Annotated in this window: 19 protein-coding genes and 1 riboswitch; of the genes, 1 reads left to right on the top strand and 18 read right to left on the bottom strand. The window is 47.3% G+C overall.

All coding sequences use genetic code 11. The annotated features are described in order from the left end of the window. Positions 1-248 precede the first annotated feature (248 nt). The 4 genes from HNR77_RS24670 to pth all read right to left on the bottom strand — a co-directional run bounded on the left by HNR77_RS24670 (position 249) and on the right by pth (position 6,184). Positions 249-1,439: a peptidylprolyl isomerase gene (locus tag HNR77_RS24670; RefSeq protein ID WP_184190160.1), complete on the bottom strand. Its 1,191-nt coding sequence runs from the start codon at positions 1,437-1,439 to the stop codon at positions 249-251. Beyond that, the gene (gene mfd / locus HNR77_RS24675) at positions 1,423-4,950 is read right to left on the bottom strand and encodes a transcription-repair coupling factor (RefSeq protein WP_184190162.1); all 3,528 of its coding nucleotides are present in this window, start codon (positions 4,948-4,950) and stop codon (positions 1,423-1,425) included. The genes HNR77_RS24670 and mfd overlap by 17 nt, the downstream gene beginning before the upstream one ends. A 344-nt stretch (positions 4,951-5,294) precedes the next feature. Further along, the gene (fin, locus tag HNR77_RS24680) at positions 5,295-5,525 is read right to left on the bottom strand and encodes an anti-sigma-F factor Fin (protein ID WP_111273255.1); all 231 of its coding nucleotides are present in this window, start codon (positions 5,523-5,525) and stop codon (positions 5,295-5,297) included. 98 nt (positions 5,526-5,623) lie between these two features. Beyond that, positions 5,624-6,184, bottom strand: coding sequence for an aminoacyl-tRNA hydrolase (pth, locus tag HNR77_RS24685; protein WP_111273254.1), 561 nt, complete (start codon positions 6,182-6,184; stop codon positions 5,624-5,626). A gap of 117 nt (positions 6,185-6,301) precedes the next feature. Between pth and HNR77_RS24690 the strand changes: the two genes are divergently transcribed. Then, positions 6,302-6,502, top strand: coding sequence for a hypothetical protein (locus tag HNR77_RS24690; RefSeq protein WP_110899227.1), 201 nt, complete (start codon positions 6,302-6,304; stop codon positions 6,500-6,502). A gap of 111 nt (positions 6,503-6,613) precedes the next feature. Here the strand turns inward: HNR77_RS24690 and HNR77_RS24695 are convergent, their stop codons facing one another. The 14 genes from HNR77_RS24695 to HNR77_RS24760 all read right to left on the bottom strand — a co-directional run bounded on the left by HNR77_RS24695 (position 6,614) and on the right by HNR77_RS24760 (position 19,555). Then, positions 6,614-7,567 carry a ribose-phosphate diphosphokinase gene (locus HNR77_RS24695; RefSeq protein WP_017691370.1) on the bottom strand — a complete coding sequence of 318 codons (954 nt, stop codon included), beginning with the start codon at positions 7,565-7,567 and terminating at the stop codon, positions 6,614-6,616. A gap of 98 nt (positions 7,568-7,665) precedes the next feature. Continuing rightward, positions 7,666-9,057, bottom strand: coding sequence for a bifunctional UDP-N-acetylglucosamine diphosphorylase/glucosamine-1-phosphate N-acetyltransferase GlmU (gene glmU / locus HNR77_RS24700; RefSeq protein WP_221443994.1), 1,392 nt, complete (start codon positions 9,055-9,057; stop codon positions 7,666-7,668). A 75-nt stretch (positions 9,058-9,132) separates the two neighbouring features. Beyond that, positions 9,133-9,285 carry a hypothetical protein gene (locus tag HNR77_RS24705; protein ID WP_184190164.1) on the bottom strand — a complete coding sequence of 51 codons (153 nt, stop codon included), beginning with the start codon at positions 9,283-9,285 and terminating at the stop codon, positions 9,133-9,135. A 126-nt stretch (positions 9,286-9,411) separates the two neighbouring features. Next, a complete protein-coding gene (gene spoVG / locus HNR77_RS24710) occupies positions 9,412-9,696 on the bottom strand; it encodes a septation regulator SpoVG (protein WP_017691372.1) in 285 nt (94 codons plus the stop codon). Between the two features lie 188 nt (positions 9,697-9,884). Beyond that, positions 9,885-10,712 (bottom strand): pur operon repressor, encoded by an 828-nt coding sequence (purR, locus tag HNR77_RS24715; RefSeq protein ID WP_184190166.1) that lies wholly within the window; start codon positions 10,710-10,712, stop codon positions 9,885-9,887. Positions 10,713-10,809: 97 nt separating this feature from the next. After that, the gene (gene ispE, locus HNR77_RS24720; protein ID WP_184190168.1) at positions 10,810-11,664 is read right to left on the bottom strand and encodes a 4-(cytidine 5'-diphospho)-2-C-methyl-D-erythritol kinase; all 855 of its coding nucleotides are present in this window, start codon (positions 11,662-11,664) and stop codon (positions 10,810-10,812) included. Between the two features lie 150 nt (positions 11,665-11,814). Then, a complete protein-coding gene (locus HNR77_RS24725; RefSeq protein ID WP_090924606.1) occupies positions 11,815-11,991 on the bottom strand; it encodes a small, acid-soluble spore protein, alpha/beta type in 177 nt (58 codons plus the stop codon). 250 nt (positions 11,992-12,241) lie between these two features. Further along, positions 12,242-12,514: a biofilm formation stimulator Veg gene (gene veg / locus HNR77_RS24730; RefSeq protein WP_110899231.1), complete on the bottom strand. Its 273-nt coding sequence runs from the start codon at positions 12,512-12,514 to the stop codon at positions 12,242-12,244. 151 nt (positions 12,515-12,665) lie between these two features. Further along, positions 12,666-13,562: a sporulation peptidase YabG gene (yabG, locus tag HNR77_RS24735; RefSeq protein WP_184190170.1), complete on the bottom strand. Its 897-nt coding sequence runs from the start codon at positions 13,560-13,562 to the stop codon at positions 12,666-12,668. Between the two features lie 58 nt (positions 13,563-13,620). Then, complete coding sequence (gene rsmA, locus HNR77_RS24740) at positions 13,621-14,523, bottom strand: 16S rRNA (adenine(1518)-N(6)/adenine(1519)-N(6))-dimethyltransferase RsmA (protein ID WP_397367517.1); 903 nt, start codon at positions 14,521-14,523, stop codon at positions 13,621-13,623. A gap of 4 nt (positions 14,524-14,527) precedes the next feature. Then, entirely contained in the window at positions 14,528-15,073 is a 546-nt protein-coding gene (gene rnmV / locus HNR77_RS24745) for a ribonuclease M5 (protein WP_111273250.1), read from the bottom strand. 155 nt (positions 15,074-15,228) lie between these two features. After that, the gene (locus tag HNR77_RS24750) at positions 15,229-16,410 is read right to left on the bottom strand and encodes a resuscitation-promoting factor (RefSeq protein ID WP_184190172.1); all 1,182 of its coding nucleotides are present in this window, start codon (positions 16,408-16,410) and stop codon (positions 15,229-15,231) included. Between the two features lie 269 nt (positions 16,411-16,679). Then, positions 16,680-16,932: riboswitch (cyclic di-AMP (ydaO/yuaA leader) on the bottom strand. 241 nt (positions 16,933-17,173) lie between these two features. Continuing rightward, complete coding sequence (locus HNR77_RS24755) at positions 17,174-17,941, bottom strand: TatD family hydrolase (protein ID WP_184190174.1); 768 nt, start codon at positions 17,939-17,941, stop codon at positions 17,174-17,176. A 336-nt stretch (positions 17,942-18,277) separates the two neighbouring features. Further along, positions 18,278-19,555, bottom strand: coding sequence for an HD domain-containing protein (locus tag HNR77_RS24760; protein WP_184190176.1), 1,278 nt, complete (start codon positions 19,553-19,555; stop codon positions 18,278-18,280). Positions 19,556-19,605: the final 50 nt, after the last annotated feature.

The raw sequence follows: 19,605 nt of genomic DNA on the forward strand, positions 1-19,605 counted from the left end.
GGGTAGAGGAAAGTCCCAGAACGTTTAGTGTGATTTCTTGACCATAGTATTCATCTGTTCCCAAGTCCTTATACATGCTTTAGGGAATATCGTTAATAATCTTTTGCAAAAAGAAAACAAAGCACAGAAAGAACCTTGTCGTTCTTTCTGTGCTTCATATAAGAGCTTGTCCTGTATAACGTGCCCATAACCCGCTCTGTCAGGTCTTCAGAGCTTCCCTGAAGTGCATCGCACGGCTGCGTTACACTTTATTTACTGCTTGTACCCTCTTCGGTTTTCGAATCCGTAGTTGTACCTGTTCCTTGATCTGTCTTCGCATCGGTACCTTTGGAATCGGTTTTGGATTCGTCTGTCTTGGTTCCCTCTGTACCTGTCGTACCTTCTGTACCTGTTCCTGTTGTACCTTCTGTACCTGTTCCTGTTGTACCTTCCGTACCGCTTGTGCCTTCCTCTTTCTTCTCGGTTTTAGGAAGCTTCACTTCTTTGATGATTTTTTCCAGATCTTTTTGCATGAATGTATCGATTTCAGCTGCAGCCAGCTGGCTTTTCAGTGTTTCTTTCTGTTCAGCCGTCAATTTGGCGTAATCTGCTTCCGTACGAGCTTCCACCTTCATGATGTGGTAACCGTACTCTGTTTCAACCGGATCACTGATTTTGTTCAGTGGCAATGTTTTCGCTGCTTCCTTGAACGCCTCTACCCAAGTGGAAACCGGTGTATTCTCATACAGTCCGCCTTTTTCAGCAGAACCTGGATCTTCAGAGTATTTTTTTGCAATCTCGGCAAAGTCCGCTCCGCCATCCAATTTTGCTTTTACATCTTTTGCAATTTTCAAAGCGTCTTCTTTCTTACGCTCTTTTTGTGTTTTAGGATCAGTAAAGTTAATCAACACATGACGTACAGATGCCGTTGTGAACTGATCTTTGTTTTTCTCAAACTCCGCCTTCAGCGCATCTTCGGTTACACCTGTCTCTTTGTCCTTGATTACCGTCATAATACGAGTCATATAGTCTTTAATGTTCTGATCTGTCAGATTTTGAGCTTTCAACATCTCAGTCCATTGATTTTGCTCCACAGAAGCCTTCATTTTGTCGAACTGTTCGGTTGCTGTTTTCGCACCTGCTGTTTTTGCTTCCTCACTCGCTTTGCCGCTCAAATATTCATAAGCAACTTCCTGTTTAACCAGGTATTCCTTGAAATCATCCATATCCATCATTTGTGCATATTCAGGATAGAGGAACTTCATGACACGCTGCTCCAGGTCGAATTCATTCGCTGTAATCGTGCCACCATCATATGTTGCTACGACAGCACTGGTATCCTTTGATTCCGGCGCTTTCGCTTCTTCCTTCTTGCCGCATGCAGCAAGCAAGGACAGGGACAGTACTGCCACCAAACTTACGGACAGCACTTTTCCCACTTTTTTATACTTTGCTAACATCTTTTAGTTCCCCCTTTGATTTAAAAGCAGTCTTCATGGACTCCAGAAATTTCTCTACCAGCTCCATCAGTTGCTTATCCCCAAGCCCCTTGCCTTTGACATGAATCAGCATTTGGGGTCCTTGTTCAAATTGTACACGTCTTTCGAACTGATTTCCAATGTGTGAGATTTTTGAGAGCTCGAAGGCATTTTCACGCCCCTCATAGAACTTCAATGTAAGGTCATCCCCGCGCTGTGTAATCGACTCAATTCCGTAGATTTTGCCGTACACTTTGAGCCGCGCCACGGCCATCAGGTTAATGACAGCCTCTGGCAGATCACCGAAGCGGTCAACCAGTTCGTCTTCCAGCTCCATTGCATCGTCGAAGGAAGAAATGACGGCCACCTTTTTATAAATCTCGATCTTCTGAATACTGTCATAAATATAGTCAGATGGCAAGTAGGCATCCATGCTGAGATCCAGCGTGGTATTCCACTGATCCGAAGGCACCGGCTCTTCACCCAGCATGGTAACTTTGCGTTTGTTGATCTCTTCAGCGAGCATCTGTGAATACAGATCGAACCCGACGGAAGCAATGAATCCATGCTGCTCCGCTCCAAGCAGGTTGCCTGCGCCACGAATGGACAAGTCACGCATCGCAATTTTGAAGCCTGAACCCAGCTCAGTGAATTCCTTGATGGATTGCAGACGCTTCTCTGCCACTTCGGTCAGCACTTTATCCCGCTGGTACGTGAAATACGCATAGGCAATCCGGTTGGACCGACCTACCCTTCCGCGCAGCTGGTAAAGCTGTGACAGTCCCATTTTATCCGCATCATGCACAATTAATGTATTTACATTCGGAATATCTACACCGGTCTCGATGATGCTGGTGCTCACCAGTACATCATACTCTCCGTCCAGGAAGTCGAGGATCGTCTTCTCCAGCTCCGTTTCGGTCATCTGACCATGCCCTACGCCCACCTTGGCTTCCGGCACCAGCTCCGAAATTTCCGCAGCCATCTCCTGGATGCCCTGCACGCGGTTATAGAGATAATACACCTGGCCGCCACGTGCAAGCTCACGCTCGATCGCTTCACGAACCAGCGCCTGACTGTGTTCCACTACATACGTTTGAACAGGGAAACGATTCTCTGGCGGTGTTTCAATAACAGACAAGTCACGCACACCCAGCATCGACATGTGCAACGTACGCGGAATCGGCGTCGCTGTAAGGGTCAGCACGTCCACGTTGGTTTTGAGCTTTTTCAGTTTCTCCTTATGGGTTACACCGAAACGCTGCTCTTCATCGACAATGAGCAGTCCGAGATCTTTAAATACCAGATCCTGTGACAGCAAACGGTGCGTACCGATAACAATATCAACTGTACCGGATTTAATGCCCTTTGCTGTCTCATTTTGTTCCTTACGGGAACGGAATCGGCTAAGCACATGAATGTTGAACGGATAACCCGAGAAACGCTCGCGGAACGTCTCATAGTGCTGCTGGGCCAGAATCGTTGTCGGAACAAGCACCGCCACCTGTTTTCCCTCGATCGCCGCTTTGAACGCAGCCCGAATAGCTACTTCCGTTTTGCCGTAACCAACGTCTCCACACAATAAACGATCCATTGGACGGTTTTGTTCCATATCTTTTTTGATTTCCTCAATCGCACGCATCTGATCCCGTGTCTCATCGTAAGGGAACATGTCTTCAAATTCCTGCTGCTCAGCAGAGTCCTTGTCGAAGCCGTATCCTTTGGATGTTTGACGTTCAGCGTAGAGCTTGATCAGATCATCAGCGATATCCTGAACGGAGGAACGAACTTTATTTTTAACCCGTGTCCACTCGTTACCGCCCAGCTTGTATATCTTCGGCTCCTTCTCTTCGGAACCCACATACTTCTGAATCAGATCAATCTGCTCAATAGGAACAGACAACTTGTCGCCGCCTGCATACAGAATGTGCATGTAGTCCTTGTGGATGCCAGCGACTTCAAGTGTGCCTATCCCGAGATATTTACCAATCCCGTGATTCTGGTGAACGACATAATCGCCCACTTTCAGCTCACTATAGGACTTAATGCGCTCGGCATTGTCGATGTTTCGAATCGGCTTGCGGGCTTTACGCTGCTTCTGCGAGAACATCTCGCCTTCCGTAATGACCGCCAAATGAATGGACGGCATCTCGAAACCGGTCTGCAAGTTGCCATTCAGCATCTCTGGCTCAGGGATGTCGTAATCCTGCAGCACACGGCGCATCCGATCCATACGCTCTTCACCATTAGCCAGCATCAGCACCTGAACGCCTGCCTTCTGCCAGCGTTCCATCTCTGCCTTCAGCACGTTCATCTGCCCGTGGAAATCCTGCATACCGCGGCTAATAAAGTTCAGAATGTTCTGAGGCTGTGTATGTGGCACCTGACGCAAGAAGATCGACATAAATATGGTCTGGAACGAACGCTCATAGAGTAGCTCGTCCCCATCTGCCGATAACGGCAGATCAGGCAGTGTCTTACCATTTTGCATCAGATGCAGGTTCCACTCCGATTCGTCCCTGTCCAGTTGTTTCGAGGTTTCCGACAATCTCGCCGGCTCATCCATCACCAGTATTGTATCTTCTGGCATATAGTCATAAATCGTTTTATTTTCTGGATAAAGCGGGGAGATGTATTTGTACATTTCCGAAAAATAGACATGCTGACGCAGCAGCTCAATCTCCCGGTGCATCTCTTCCCGCAGCCGCAGCTTGGCCTGACGATCCGTCATTTTCTCCAGCTGCTGCTCCAGCAGAATTGCCGCCGTGTCGGCTGCTTTCTCCATACGCTCCCGATCTGCAATCAATTCCTTGCATGGCAGCACGGTAATCTCTTCTATCCGTTCAATCGAACGCTGATCTGCCGGATCAAACGTACGGATTGAATCAATCTCGTCGTCAAATAACTCCACCCGATATGCAATCGATGAAGTCACTGGATAAAAGTCAATAATTCCTCCGCGAACGCTCATCTCCCCGCGAGATTCAACGCGTTCCACGCGCTCATATCCCAGCGTCACCATCTCCAGCAGAAATGAATCCAGCTGAAGTGTGTTGCCCTGTTTAATCTGAATGTGAGCATTCGCCATAACTTCCGGCAGTGGAACATAACGTCTTACCCCGGAAAAGGGAATGACAACAATGCCCCTGAACCCTTGGGCACAGCGGACCAATACCTCTATACGCTGAGCAAGCGTCTCCGGACTTGATACGGCTGCCTCAGCGGCAACAAGTTCATTAGCCGGATAGATTAGCACCTGCTCCGGTGAAAGCGCTTCCTGCAAATCTTCTGCAATCTTTTGTGCGGAAAACATATTATGTGTCACGACGAGCAGTGGACGGTCCATCTCCTGATGCAGTGCTGCCAGCATAATCTGACGAGCCGAACCGGATAGGCCGGAAACCAGCTGCTCCTTCATGCCGGATTTAACCCCGGCCGTAATGGACGTAAAGTCCGGGTCTTTGGAAAAAGCCTGTATGAGTGCTTGTAACAAAAGGGGCACCTCTCTTATAACTTTCTTGAATATTGCACATATCTGTGCAGCATTTTGATGGTCATCAACGTTTTTTATAATTGGATAGTTATTCCTTTTTGTCCTGTTTCATCATAAAGCATTACTCGGAACATTGCCACATCTGTTCATATGGCTTACTCTGGAATTCAACTTCGAGCAGGGTGACTGAATCAGTCCCTGATTTTGTTCCAACTGAAAAGAAGCCTCAGCAGGCTGCCAAGGCTATAAAAGGCGGGCCGCAATCATATTGCGGCCTTCCCATCTGTCATTTGTTCAATGTACATTCATTGGTAACGTACTTCAGCCATCGCCACCTGCGTTGTCTATTGAAGCGGACTAGCAAGCAGGCTTAGCTCGGGGTTATGCTCCAGCGCTTCCTTACAATAATCACATGTAATGCGAACGGTCACATCACCACCGGAATTATACGCTATTATATCCCTCCGCTCGTCGGGGGTCAAGAAATGAAAACCGAGCTGTGCTTCTGTAATTTTAGCCGAATCAATCTGCCCAATAAAAGTACGGCAATGCCGACATACATAATTCACTGACATAGTTATGCCTCCTGAACATGGTTTATACATCCAGTATGTCCAGATTGTCTGAATTGAAGTCGTCATTTTGATCTTTTTTCCAGTCGTACTGGATTATATTAACCGTTGAATTTGGCCATCGTATGCTCAAACGTATTCGTCAGGCTGTACTCGAGCGCATCACATGTCTGCTCAATAGTTTGCTCCAGCGCTTCTTTTTCTTTTTTCATAAATGTAGACAGCACATAATCCACAATGGCATGTCCCGGATCAGGCCTTGATATTCCCATGCGAACCCGGTTAAACTGCTGTGTACCTGTATGCTGAATAATGGACTTGATCCCATTATGTCCACCTGCGCTGCCCTGATAACGCAAACGCACCTTGCCAATCTCGGTATCCATATCGTCGTACACAACGATCAGATCTTCCAGGCTCACTTTATAAAAATCCATATAAGCCCTTACGGATTCACCGGAAAGGTTCATATAAGTCATCGGTTTGATCAGCACCGTTTTGACGCCACCAATGTTACCCTCTCCGATAAGAGCTTTACATTTATTTTGCGTAACCGAGATGTTATGGCGTTCTGCAAAACGATCGAGTGCCATAAAACCGATATTATGCCGCGTTTTGGCATAGTTCGATCCTGGATTCCCAAGTCCGACAATCCACTTCATCGTATTCCCTCCTTCGGGTTAGCCTGAGGCGAGGCATAGACTTCGAATGTTATATTTCATATAATATCAGGAAAGCACATATCGAACATTTTATCCACCTAGGAAGGTGAGCGGGTTTTGCGCGAAGATAACGGACAACTGACTCAACATAGTGACTTTATTTATCATCTGGAGCATCACGTGCCTGTACAGGTATATGACCGTGACACCCATATCGAGATTGGTTTAATTACTCGTTTCGATAGTCAATTTGTCGAAATTGCCGATACACTTTTTCACAGACGCCGCTTCCGCTTTATTTCCCGCCCGGGATATTAATGCACGTTGGCACCCTTTGTTCATCCTAATTAAAAAAACGGCACGCCGACAGGGGTTACATTTTCCGTTCAACCGGAAGACGTAACCCCTCTACTACTTTATGCAGACATCTTATTCAATTTCAAACAGCTTGCTGATAGACAATTCCTCATGAACACGGATAATCGCTTCCCCAAGCAATGGCGCTACGGACAACACTTTGAGCTTGCTTGTCGGATTGGCATGTGTAATTGGAATCGTATCGGTTACGATGACTTCCTTCAGTGGTGCATTTTCCAGACGCTCCATTGCAGGACCGGACAATACCGGGTGAGTACAGCATGCATATACTTCCTTCACGCCGCCTTCCATCAAAGCATTGGCTCCAAGAACAATCGTTCCGGCCGTATCAATGATGTCATCGATCAGAATTGCTGTTTTTCCTTCGATGTTACCGATAATGTTCATGACTTCACTGACGTTCGGCTCAGGACGACGTTTGTCAATGATTGCGAGCGGTGCATTCAGGAAATCAGCCAGCTTCCGCGCACGCACGACACCACCGTGGTCAGGTGACACAACAACCGGGTTTTCAATCTGTTTCGAGCGGAAATATTGTGCCAGAATCGGCACACCAAGCAAATGGTCAACCGGAATATCAAAAAATCCTTGAATCTGCATGGCATGCAGGTCCATTGCGATCACACGTGTTGCTCCTGCTTTTTCAATCAGATTAGCAACCAGCTTCGCCGTAATCGGATCACGTGAACGTGCTTTACGATCTTGACGTGCATAGCCGTAATACGGGATTACAACGTTAATGGTCTTGGCAGATGCACGTTTCAATGCATCAATCATCACCAGCATTTCCATCAGGTTATCATTAACCGGCAAGCAAGTGGACTGTACGATATATACGTGACAGCCGCGAACACTCTCGGAGAGTTTCACTTGAATCTCGCCATCGCTAAAGCTGGTTGTATGAGATTCACCCATAGGAATCCCGATATAATCCGCAATTTGATGGGCAAGCTTGGGGTTAGAATTGCAAGTAAATATTTTTAGTTTCGAGTCAAAATAAGTCATAAAATAAAAACCCTCCGTGCTGGTTCATTGGAATCTATAAGCGTCTGCGACATGTCGGCACCTCCCGTATTCCGGGAGGTGATGGTTATCAAAACCCTTTATTCGGGTTTAGCGTTTTGTTTCTTGGCTTTGGCGCGTCCGCGAATTTTCTCCGCGTAACCGGCCTTGTTCTCCTGACGTGCACGAGCAATCGCCAGATCATTCTCAGGAACATTATGTGTAACCGTGGAGCCCGCAACAACATATGCACCTTTACCAACGGTGATCGGTGCAATCAGATTGACATTGCTGCCTACAAAGGCATTATCTTCAATCGTTGTCACAGCTTTATTATAACCATCATAATTGACCGTTATTGCTCCGCAACCTACATTTACGTTTTTGCCTACCTGTGCATCCCCGATATAACTCAGATGGGACACTTTGGAGCCTTCATCAATTGTAGCATTTTTCACTTCGACAAAGTCACCAATTTTTACGTTTCGGCCTAATTTCGTGCCTGGACGCAAATTAGCAAATGGACCTACCGTTGCATCTGGACCAATCTCTGCCTTGGACACCACGGAATGTTTGATGGCTGCGCCGTCTTGTATAATGCTGTCCTCGATATCCGCATGTGGGCCAATATGGCAGGCTTCACCGATCGATGTAGTGCCTTTAAGAACGGTTCCCGGATACAATACTGTATCTGATCCAATGGTAACATCTGCTCCGATATATGTCGATGACGGATCGATGATTGTTACACCATTCAGCATGTGACGCACTGCCAGACGTTCACGCATATATGCTTCTGCTTGTGATAGTGCAAGTCTGTCGTTAACACCGATGGACTCTGAAATATCATCAGACATATACGCCTCAACAACTTCGCCTTCATTCTTGAAGATGCCAATGACGTCTGTCAGATAATATTCGCCCTGAGCATTCTCATTCGTTACCTTCTCCAGTGCTGCGAACAGCTTGGCGTTATCGAAGCAATACGTACCTGTGTTAATTTCCTTAACTGCATCCTCCTGCGGCGTGCAGTCTTTCTGCTCTACGATCCGCTGAACGGAACCGTCTTCTCCGCGGATGACACGTCCATATCCCTTGGGATTATCGAGTTCAGCCGTCAGCACTGTTGCAGCTGCTCCATTTTCCTCATGCAGCTTCATCAGACCTTCCAGCGTTTCGCTTGTCACAAGCGGAGTGTCACCACAAACCACAATAGTTGATCCACTTTCATTGCCCAGCAGCGATTTCACCTGCTTCACGGCATGTCCCGTACCGAGCTGTTCTGCTTGAAGCGCGTACTCTGCTCTGGAACCTAAAAATGACTGCACCGCTTCGGCCCCATGTCCGACAACGACCACACTGCGTTCCACGCCTGCGTGAAGTGCTGCATCCAGCACATGTCCGACCATAGGTTTACCGCATACGGGATGCAGCACTTTGTACAATTTGGATTTCATTCGTTTGCCCTGACCTGCGGCCAGAACAATTGCCATGCGTTTCAAAATTAACGACCTCCTGTTCTGAATCCCCTTGGTTTATGTACCTTGTTGTCTCCAAGTGAGTATCGTTCAGCCGGCTTCAAGCCGGTTTTGTTCATCGCCTGCTGACGCTGTAATCACGCGTAACAACGCAGTCGCGAGTAGCTCGCGAGCCTCTATCGTACGCCGTGTGCCCTGCGGGCTTAATTGAATTCCAACGATTCCTGAGATGCCGCTCTGCAACCTAACGCAATATGCGCTCTGGTCCTCTTTTGAATAAACTCAATACTGAATATATCTTATTCCGATCAAAAAGAAAAGAGAGCCATAAGACATGGCTCTCTTTTCCTTCGAACCCCAATAATGTTCTCAGGCACCTTCTTCAATGACTTCTTCCTCAGTCGCTGCTCGATCATACTCAGTTAATACTGCTGCCTGAATCTTCTCACGCGTACCGGAAGAGATCGGGTGGGCGATATCACGGAACTCTCCGTCAGGAGTCCGCTTGCTCGGCATTGCAACAAACATTCCGTTGTTACCATCGATGACACGAATGTCATGTACGACAAATTCATTATCGATGGTAATGGATGCGATAGCCTTCATTCTCCCTTCCGAGTTAACGCGGCGGAGTCTGACATCCGTAATTTGCATGTGTGTGTTCACCACCTTTTTCCATCAGAACTTGGTGTATAATTCCACACAGCCTATACGAACTCCTTCTTTTTATGACCATAAAAATATCCTAATATCAGGAATTTTTTTATTTAATACACAATTCGACAACGTTAGTGCCAGGTCGATGGAAAAGAACCTTTCCCGACATGTTATTCGCCATGATTCTACAGGTCAAAATAGTTGCCCGGCGAGACAGAAATATGTCTGCTCTTCGCATCAACTGCTGTCAGCTTCGCGAGAGATACATAATCCGTCAGCAGACGCTCCTCGGAGTCTATCGAACCGGACTCCACCAGCACGCCTACCCCGGCTACCGTTGCATTAAACTCTGCCAGCAGATCAATCATACCTTGAACCGTACCCCCGGCCTTCATGAAATCATCCACAATCAACACTCGGGAATGCTCTTTCATTGCCCTGCGGGATAGGGACATGGTATGCAGACTTTTGTGGGACCCGGATACATAATTAATACTTACGGCCGATCCTTCCGTAGCCTGATGGTCCCTGCGAACGAGCACAACAGGAAGGTTAAGCTGGGCTCCAGTCGCATATGCGAGCGGGATTCCCTTGGTTTCCACCGTCATGACTACATCAATGTTCATATCGCCAAAAGCCGTTGCAAAGATTTTGCCCGCTTCATTCATCAGGGCCGGCTGCCCCAGAAGGTCTGACATATACAGATAACCTCCCGGCAAAATCCGGTCTGGCTGTGCAAGCTGTGTGGACAACCGCTCAGCAAAAGCAAGAGCATGTTCCACAGGCACCTTCGGAATCCACTTCACTCCACCGGCAGCTCCCGCCAGTGTATGCAGTTCTCCTGACCCACCTTCTTCGAACACTTCCTTGATAATGGCCAGATCCTCACTGATCGACGACTTGGCAGCACCATAACGTTCGGCAAATGTGGTGAGCGGAATCACCGTATGTGGTCTCGACAATAAGTATTGCGTCATTTCAACCAGCCTTGCGCTTCGTTTTAACTTCTTCACAGAGATCCATCCTCACGATCACGGAAACATCCAAATCCGAATAATTATTTAAAAATATACCACCTTTATACGTGTTTGTACATTATAAAAGTAAATTTCACGTTAACATCCGCACAGCGTAAACTTCTTTGCAGAAGCCACGAAGGCCGTTATAGACCCGGGCCACTTTGGATTCCTTCGACACAAGTCCGAATACGGTTGGTCCACTCCCGGACATCAGCACTCCGTCTGCACCAAGACGAATCATCGCATTCTTGAGATGCTGCACTTCCGGATACAGCTTCAAGGTCACATCCTCGAGCACGTTGCCCATCTGATCGCAGACCTCTGTGAAGGACTGATTACGAATCGCCTGCTCCATTTTGGCGGCACTTGGATGCCGAACAATCTTGTCGCTGCGAAAGCGTCCATACACATCGGCAGTAGACACATTGATTGGAGGTTTGGCTAAAATCACCCAGCACTGTGGCGGATTAGGTATCGGGGTCAGCTTCTCTCCCCGTCCTGTTGCAAGCGCCGTTCCACCTGTAATACAGAACGGCACATCCGACCCCAGCTCGGCACCCAGCTCCTGCAATTCCTGATCTGGAATGTCCAGCCGCCACAGACGGTTCAGCCCGCGAAGTGCAGCCGCTGCGTCACTGCTGCCCCCGGCAAGACCGGCAGCAACCGGAATTTTTTTGTCCAGATGAATATGAACTCCCGTACGTACGTTGTAGCGCTCCTTGATCAGTCTGGCTGCCTGAAATGCCAGATTCTTCTCGTCCAGCGGAATATATCCCGCCTGACTGGAGATCACAATGGTATCGCGCGGCAGTTCCGACATCTCAAGCCGATCGGCCAGATCAACCATCGTCATGATCATTTCAACTTCATGAAATCCATCACTTCTTTTATGTAGGACATCCAACATCAAATTAATTTTAGCTGGCGCTTTTTCGTAAATTTTCAAGACGTTCACCCGTCCTCACCTTTTCCCTAAGACAACTTAACATATTATATCAAAATGGGACTGTCAAGTCATTTCTATTCCGCATCTATGGGGAAAAAGCAGGGGTATTCCAAATGAAATATCCCCGCTCTCCAATCCGATGAACGCTGACTATGATTTACGCGCTGCCTGCTCTGCCATCTGAATCGCCCGCTTCACCATGTTGCCGGCATCCTTGGCCTTGATCCCGCCCCAGCCCTCCTGCTGAACCGTATCATAGAAGCCGAGATCCTTCGCCAGCTCATATTTCAGTTCCTCCGACATGACACTTCTTCTTCTGCGACTCATGATTGATCCTCCTCCATGGAAAAGTGATGTGTAATCGAGGTGATAAGGCCTTCTAATTCCAGAATGCAGTATACCCCAGGTCCTGGTCTGCCTGACATCTGATACAGGGATATCTCCATGACCTGTCCCGTTAGTATGCCGTTCCTGCAGGATCATCATTCTTTGATTATCTCCCCACATAAACTCCTCATTAGCTCCGCATATAAAAAGCGACCCGCCCTCTAGGGGTGAGCCGCCTGTAAACCGATGCTTACGTCTCCATGAAGGAGTTCGTCTCGCTGCCAGGATCGAAAACCATGACCTCTACAGACTCCGTAAGTATATCCGCATAACTGTATGATACTCGCTTGAAGGTTTCCTGCTCTTCATCAAGCTTTACAATAAAAACAGAAGGGTACGTTTCTTCCAATACACCCGTACGCTCAATCGTCTTACGGCGGCCACCATTAGCCCGCAGCGTAATTTTCTGACCAATATGTGCATCGAGATTGCGTTTGATATCCAACAGCGTATTTTTAGCCATTGTGGACGTCCACCTCTTTTCTTGTCCATTATACCGTATTTTACAGTCATTGTCAAATCAAAGATAAATATTATATCAGCAGTAAAAAGTTATTGTCAATGATTTTTTTCGCAAAGAAAAAAGCCCTTTCCAGGGCCCTATCCAAATCGGCTTACACTGCGGAAGGATTTACTTTTAATGTAGATAAATCGTTAAGACCCGGCAGGCCTACCCGATAACTGCCTTTGGTTTCCATACCACCAACACCCTGAATACCGCTGATCGTATTGTGGAGCACGTCATTCATGTTTACCGTATCTCGAACCGACGTAAAGGAAGCTTTGGCAGCCACATAGACCGGATCAAGCGCATGGATGAGAATTCTGCCAGGGGAGCTGGCAAAATTCGCTCCAGCACGCAGCAGTGCCTCAAAATGAGACTGACATGCTCCCGCAATAATGGTCAGCGCGTCCAGATGACGCTCATACTGCCTTGCCACCTGGATAGCAGAAACGAAATTTTGCGAATTTTTGTAGCTTCCGAGACTGTAGAGATCATATGGCTGCCTTGTCTTTAATACCCCGTCATGACCTGTGATTACTACGATATCAGGACGAACTTTGGGCAGCAGGCGGTATAACGTATCCGCCATAGCAGACTCATGCACATACTGCCCTTCTGCAGGAACGCGAAGCTGTTCGTACAGGTTCATGCTCTTTTTCAGATAGTTCGGATCTCCATCCAGATGCAGCACCTTGCCGGGCATTTCAAAATATGCCGGTTCCTGCTGTGCAGCCCATTCTTGCATCAGACCTTCCCGATTGCGCTCCGCCTGCTCCATCCGGTGCTGCTGAAGCCGTGAGAGTGTCTGATGGGCTTTAATATGTGCCTGCCTTGTCTTTGCATTCTGTGGTTCATAGGGAACCTGTATCAAATCATCCACCGGGGAGTCTGCCATCAGCCGGAACTCAGTCCCTTTAATGACCGCAGCATCCGCCTGAAGTCCCTCTACCCGAAAAGTCACATCACCACCGTATGACTTCCGAACGACCAAGTCTCCGATATTCATCAACATTATCACCTCTACCCCATCGTATGGGCAGAGACCCGGATTGGTTCATTCGAATTTACAGGTCGCCGCGAACTCCGGCTTCCCACATGACGGTACTAAGGGTCGCATACTCCTGCAAGCTTAATGTTTCTCCGCGCCGCGAAGGCTGAATGCCTGCCTGTTCAAGAAGCTGATCTGCCTGCTCCCTGTTCTCCTTCGTGAAGAAGCGTGCTTTCAGATTGTTAGAGATCGTTTTCCTGCGCTGGGCAAAAGAAGCCTGTACGACCTCGAAATAATGCTTCTCGCTCGGAACCTGTACTGGGGGCTGCTCACGCACCTTCAGCTTGATTACCGCCGACTCTACATTCGGCTGCGGAATAAATACAGTAGGCGGAACCACACAAACCAGTTCCGGCATACTGTAATACTGCACGGCAATGCTAAGGCTGCCGTAATCCTTGGAGCCTGGCGCAGCTGCCATTCGTTCGGCCACTTCCTTCTGAATCATGACCACAATACTGTCCACCGGCAGCTTCTCCTCCAGCAGTTTCATCATAATCGGGGTCGTTACATAATAAGGCAGGTTGGCAACAACGCTAACCTTATCCACTGAAGCAAAGTCTGTAGCAAACAGCTCGGCCAGATCCAGCTTGAGTACATCGCCGTGATGAACCCGTACATTCGGGTAAGGCTCCATCACCTCTCCGAGAATCGGAAGCAGACGCTGGTCAATCTCTACCGCGGTAACCGGACCTGCCACGCGAGCCAGACGCTCTGTGAGCGCACCGATGCCCGGCCCGATCTCCAGCGCGCCCTTCGATTCGTCCAGATCGGCAGCGCCGACGATTTTGTTCAATATATTTTGATCAATCAGAAAGTTCTGACCCAGACTTTTTTTGAAGGAGAATCCATGCTTTTGAATAATCTCCTTGGTGCGTTTCGGTGTAGCTATCTCAATGGTTTGATCCATGTCCTTCATAAGTTCACAATCCTTCACGTTCAATTTGCGCCAGTGCAGCGGAGAACTCTTCTCTGGTAATCTGAAATACACTCAGTCGTTTGTGAAACTGCTTGCCGTTACAGTATCCGATCCCGAGCAGGTTGCCCATCTCCATCCGGCGTGCAGCAGCCTGTGGATGTACAATCAGACCTGCCTCGATCAGATCTTCCCAGTCAATGAGAGGAGGTGCACCCTCATAGGAGGTATGTACACGTGCCAGTGCATGACGAATGGCTTCTGGAGAAGCATTCTCTACCCCGATATCGCCTTTGCGCGTTGCATCTGCCTCCGGAATAAATGCATGCTTGCAGCCAGGAATTTTATTCGCAATAATTTTGCGGATTCGCTCTCCGGCATGATCGGGATCGGTCAGGATAATCACACCTCGTCTCTCCTGAGCAAGTGCGATTCGCTTCAGCACACGCTGATTAATTGCAGAACCTCCTGTTTCAATGGTGTCCGCTTCAACCGCCCGGCGAATGGCTACCGTATCGTCACGGCCCTCCACCACAATCACTTCTTTTATCATGTTCCTTTTCTTCCTTTCTAACGCAAAAAGAAGAGGAATATCCTCTTCTCTGCCAAACGGCGGAGGAGACTGAATTCAGACCCCTCCGCCGCATATTCCGCATGAATCATTCATGCAACTATTTTATAGCATTCCCATATCAAAGTAAAACGATTTTAGTTCGCTTCCGGCTTCACCGGTCCAATCACGTAGACCGTTTTGCCTTTTTTACGTCCGAAATTCAGGGCATGCTTCACACTGTCGTAGTAAACGTCAATTTTATTACCTTTAATCGCACCGCCTGTATCTTCCGCACGACGGAAGCCAAGGCCCTCGATGTATACCCACCAGCCAATAGGAATGACTTTAGGATCAACCGCGATGGTGCGCCCCTCTGTTACACGAGTACCAGAAGCCGTTTTCGTACCAATACCTGGCTCTTCGGCAGAGTAGGCAGTCATGGATACATTTTTCAACACTTTGGAATATTTAAAAGAAGTCCCGGCGACCGTAATCACCTTGCTGCCCGAGGCAGATGTTTTCGTCGAGTTCGTTGTTGTTGCTTTGCTGCTTGAGGTTTTGGCCGATACCAGTTGAACCTCAGGTTCTTTCACTACTGGCTTGGCTTTCGTACCTACCGCGATGACCTTATCTACGCGATTATTCGCGATCGTTTTGCCCACCATTTTTTTGGAGACGAGTTCCCCATCTTGAAATACCTTTTCGATATGCTGCACCAGTGTGCCTTCTTTACCGTTTACAACAACACGGTTATCCCCTTTGAACAAACTAGGATCTGCCGTTTTTACAACCTTGTACGCAATCGGTTGCTTCACATCCACAGTATGCTTTGTTACACGCACTACACGAATCTTCATATCCGCTTTAATTGCGGTTCCGAGCGCTGGGTACACTTTATCATGATTTGCAACTTCAATACCTGATTGCTGAATTACATCTTGTACCGATGAATCGGTTGTATACAGAGTCTTGGTGTCTCCGTCTGCCGTAATTTTTACTGGAACGGCCCGCTCGATAACGATTCGGTCTCCATCTGCAAGCGCCCCGTTCATGGGCATGGATACCTTGTCGTGAGGGCTGACTGTGATTGACTGCTCCTCCAACATTTCGTGAAGCATTCCTGTACGAGTCTCTACCACTTGAGCTTTGCCGTCAATAACCAGCGAAATTTGCTTCCCGGCCTGACCGTAAACGACTAACAAGATCATGATTGCAAGCGCAATTGAGAATATCGCGATCAGTGCCATTTGACGCAAGTTCTCATGCTTCCACCGCAACGCGAAAGACTTACTGGATGATCGTGACTCATGGGTCTCTTCTGGTTGGAATGTGCCCACTTCTCCGTCCTCCTTCATAGCCTCGCCGTCTAAAGTAATGCATGATGTATGTGACGCGACTATACCAAATTTTCCTACAGAACACAGATCAGAGGTAATGACCGGTTCTGCACCATGAACCCCTCTTCGCAACATGATGTCATCTCCAGAAAGCTTGCCGTAAGATGACGTTATTTCTTTTATTCAAAACAAAAAAAGCCAAAGAAAGAGTGTTAAGAGACTCTTTCGTGGCTTCCGAATGATTTGAATATCGGAAATTCATGCACGAGGTTGCCTCTCTTTTTCCGCTTGCGAGGTTAGCTGTCGGGTTCGGGCGAAAGAGAGCCGCCCTATCTTAGGTCACCCGCTCATGGCGGACGCCCTTGAATTCACCCCGAGACCCAAAGAAGAAATCAAATACGGCTTCCAGATTCATTCGCTGCTTTTGGGTCAGCGAACGATGCGCATCGGCTGCAATCACCGATGTTTAAGCCCTATTGGTTCCCCCGCTCTCCGGTAACGGAGACTCAGCGAGATTGATTCATGAAAGTATTGTTGTCTTATCGGAAAGTGTCCCTTTGTTCATCCCCCGAACATCTGTCCAATTTTCCGCACAACAATTCACTGAAAAGATGATATCCTGTTTTGATGCATGTTGTAAAGCATGGATCAAGTACGTTTTTCTAAATATTTGGTTAAAATATTGTAATATTCTTCAATTATTCGAATCAAAGAGCAGATTACCTCTCTATAACTCCCTATTTCACCTGATTTACTCCATTTCTTATCGAATTCCAAATCGTTCCATGGCATTTTTGGTTGTTATTGCAGCAATTTCCTCAACCGAAATGCCTTTAATTTCCGCAGCTGCCTCGGCAACCAGACGAACATGCGCTGTTTCATTTCGTTTTCCACGATAAGGATGGGGTGTAAGATATGGGGAGTCCGTTTCCAGGAAAAATCGATCCATCGGAACCTTCGCAAGCACCTCTTTGGGCTGCTTCGCATTTTTGAAAGTGACCGGCCCGCCGAAGGATAAGTGGAACCCTAAATCCAGACACATTTTCGCTGTTTCCCAGCTGCCTGAAAACGAATGCATGACTCCGCCAACTTCACCAGCCTTTTCTTCACGCAAAATACGAACAATATCCTCATGAGCATCCCGATTATGAATAACAATAGGCATATTCAACTCACGTGCTAATGCAATCTGTTGTCGTAATACGCGGTGCTGTACGTCCTTTGGTGAAGTGTCCCAATGATAATCCAAACCGATCTCGCCAATGGCTACCACCTTTTCATGCTTGCACAATGATGCAATCCATTCCAGGTCACCCTCCTGCATCGTAATCGCATCCACCGGATGCCATCCTACCGCCGCATAGATAAAATCGTACGTTTCCGCCAGCTTCATCGTTGTCGGGATCGTCTCCCGATTGAAGCCAACATTGATCATACGTGTAACGCCTGCATCTACAGCCCGCTGGATCATGTCCTCCCGGTCTTCGTCGAATTGTGGCGCATCGAGGTGTGTATGTGTGTCGAATAACATGCTGATTATTTCTCCCTTCATGTCGAAATACAAATCCAAATTATTTCTGTATCAGACTCTCAAAATTTTTTTTCTTAACCAATTGATTGGGACAACTCATTATTTCTTTATTTTCATTTTGAACACTTCAGCAACTATATATAGAAGAAAAATAAAAAGTCAAATCAATATGTTGCATCTAAACTACATCTGGAAGGGAACATTTCCTCTCTTCAATTACAAAATTATGTCGATCTACATTTACTCCCCATTAAAGCAGATTAATGTATCATGTAAAATAGCTCTCTTAGAAAGTCTTTCGATATCGAAATGTTCACCCTGCTGCATCACTCGGAATTACAGAAAATAGGGGCGTATATGGGACGGCAATTCATGCAAAATGGCATCCACCTTGTTTTGCGGGTAGTACAGGTGATGTTTCCCCAGATGAAGACCGCTGATTGAACGCACAATATCGGAGACCTCTGACAATTCAATGAGTTTGTCCTGCCGATCCAGCAGAAGAATCTGTTTATCAGTAGATTGATCTGGACGAAACACATCATATGGATTATCCGTAGGAAAATCAATTTCAAGATCATATTCGGGATTCAGTCCTACGTGAACAAATGCCTCCCGAATCTCTTCAATGATGTTCAAGTCGATCTGTTCAAGCTCCACATATTTATACAACTTGCGATCCATAAAACGCTCGCACAGCTCGCTCAGAACAGCATCGCCCTCTTTACGCCACTGCATAAAGGCTGTCTGTATCAATGCTTCATCAAGCTGCAGATACTCATCAACCGAGATTTCACCATTAAACAGCTGAGGCAGTGGCTCCACCATGAAACGAAATGAAAATTGCTGCTTCACAAGCTCCTTTGCCCTTTTGAAAATTTGACGCAAAATAATTTCGGAGCTGCGCGTCACAGGATGAAAATAAATCTGCCAGTACATCTGGTATCTGGACATGAGGTAATCCTCAACAGCGTGCATGCCAGACTCTTTAACGACAATCCGTCCATGATACGGACGCAGCATCCGAAGAATTCGGTCCAAGTCGATGGTACCATAATTCACTCCGGTAAAATACGCATCTCGGAGCAGGTAATCCATTCGATCAGCATCCAGCGGACTGGTCACCAGATTTACAACAATCGGTTTATCATAGGTTTTCTGGATGACAGAAGCAATTTTCTCAGGAAAATCAGGAGCGTACCGTCTTAGAATCGCCCCTACTTCGGTATCCCCCTGAATAATGCGGCAAGTCCAATCTTCATGATGCATATTAAAAGCCTCTTCAATGGAATGTGAGAAAGGCCCATGTCCAAGATCATGAAGCAGGGCAGCACAAAGTGCCACCAGCTTTTCTTCCTTCGGCCAGTCCGAATAATGACTCCGTTCAAACTGAGAGATAATTTTGCGTGTAATTTCGTATACACCTAAGGAATGGGAAAAGCGGCTGTGCTCTGCCCCGTGAAAAGTAAGATAGGACGTCCCTAATTGACGTATGCGGCGTAGCCGCTGGAATTCAGGTGTGTTGATGAGTTGCCAAATAATCGGTTCTTGCACATGGATGTAATTATGTACCGGATCTTTGAATACTTTTTCTTCCGTCAGACGATGTTCCATATCCATTCACTCCTTTTAAAATTTCTCTTGCTATAGATATTACCGCGTTT

The organism is Paenibacillus sp. JGP012 (assembly GCF_014203995.1).
GTDB lineage: Bacteria > Bacillota > Bacilli > Paenibacillales > Paenibacillaceae > Paenibacillus > Paenibacillus silvae.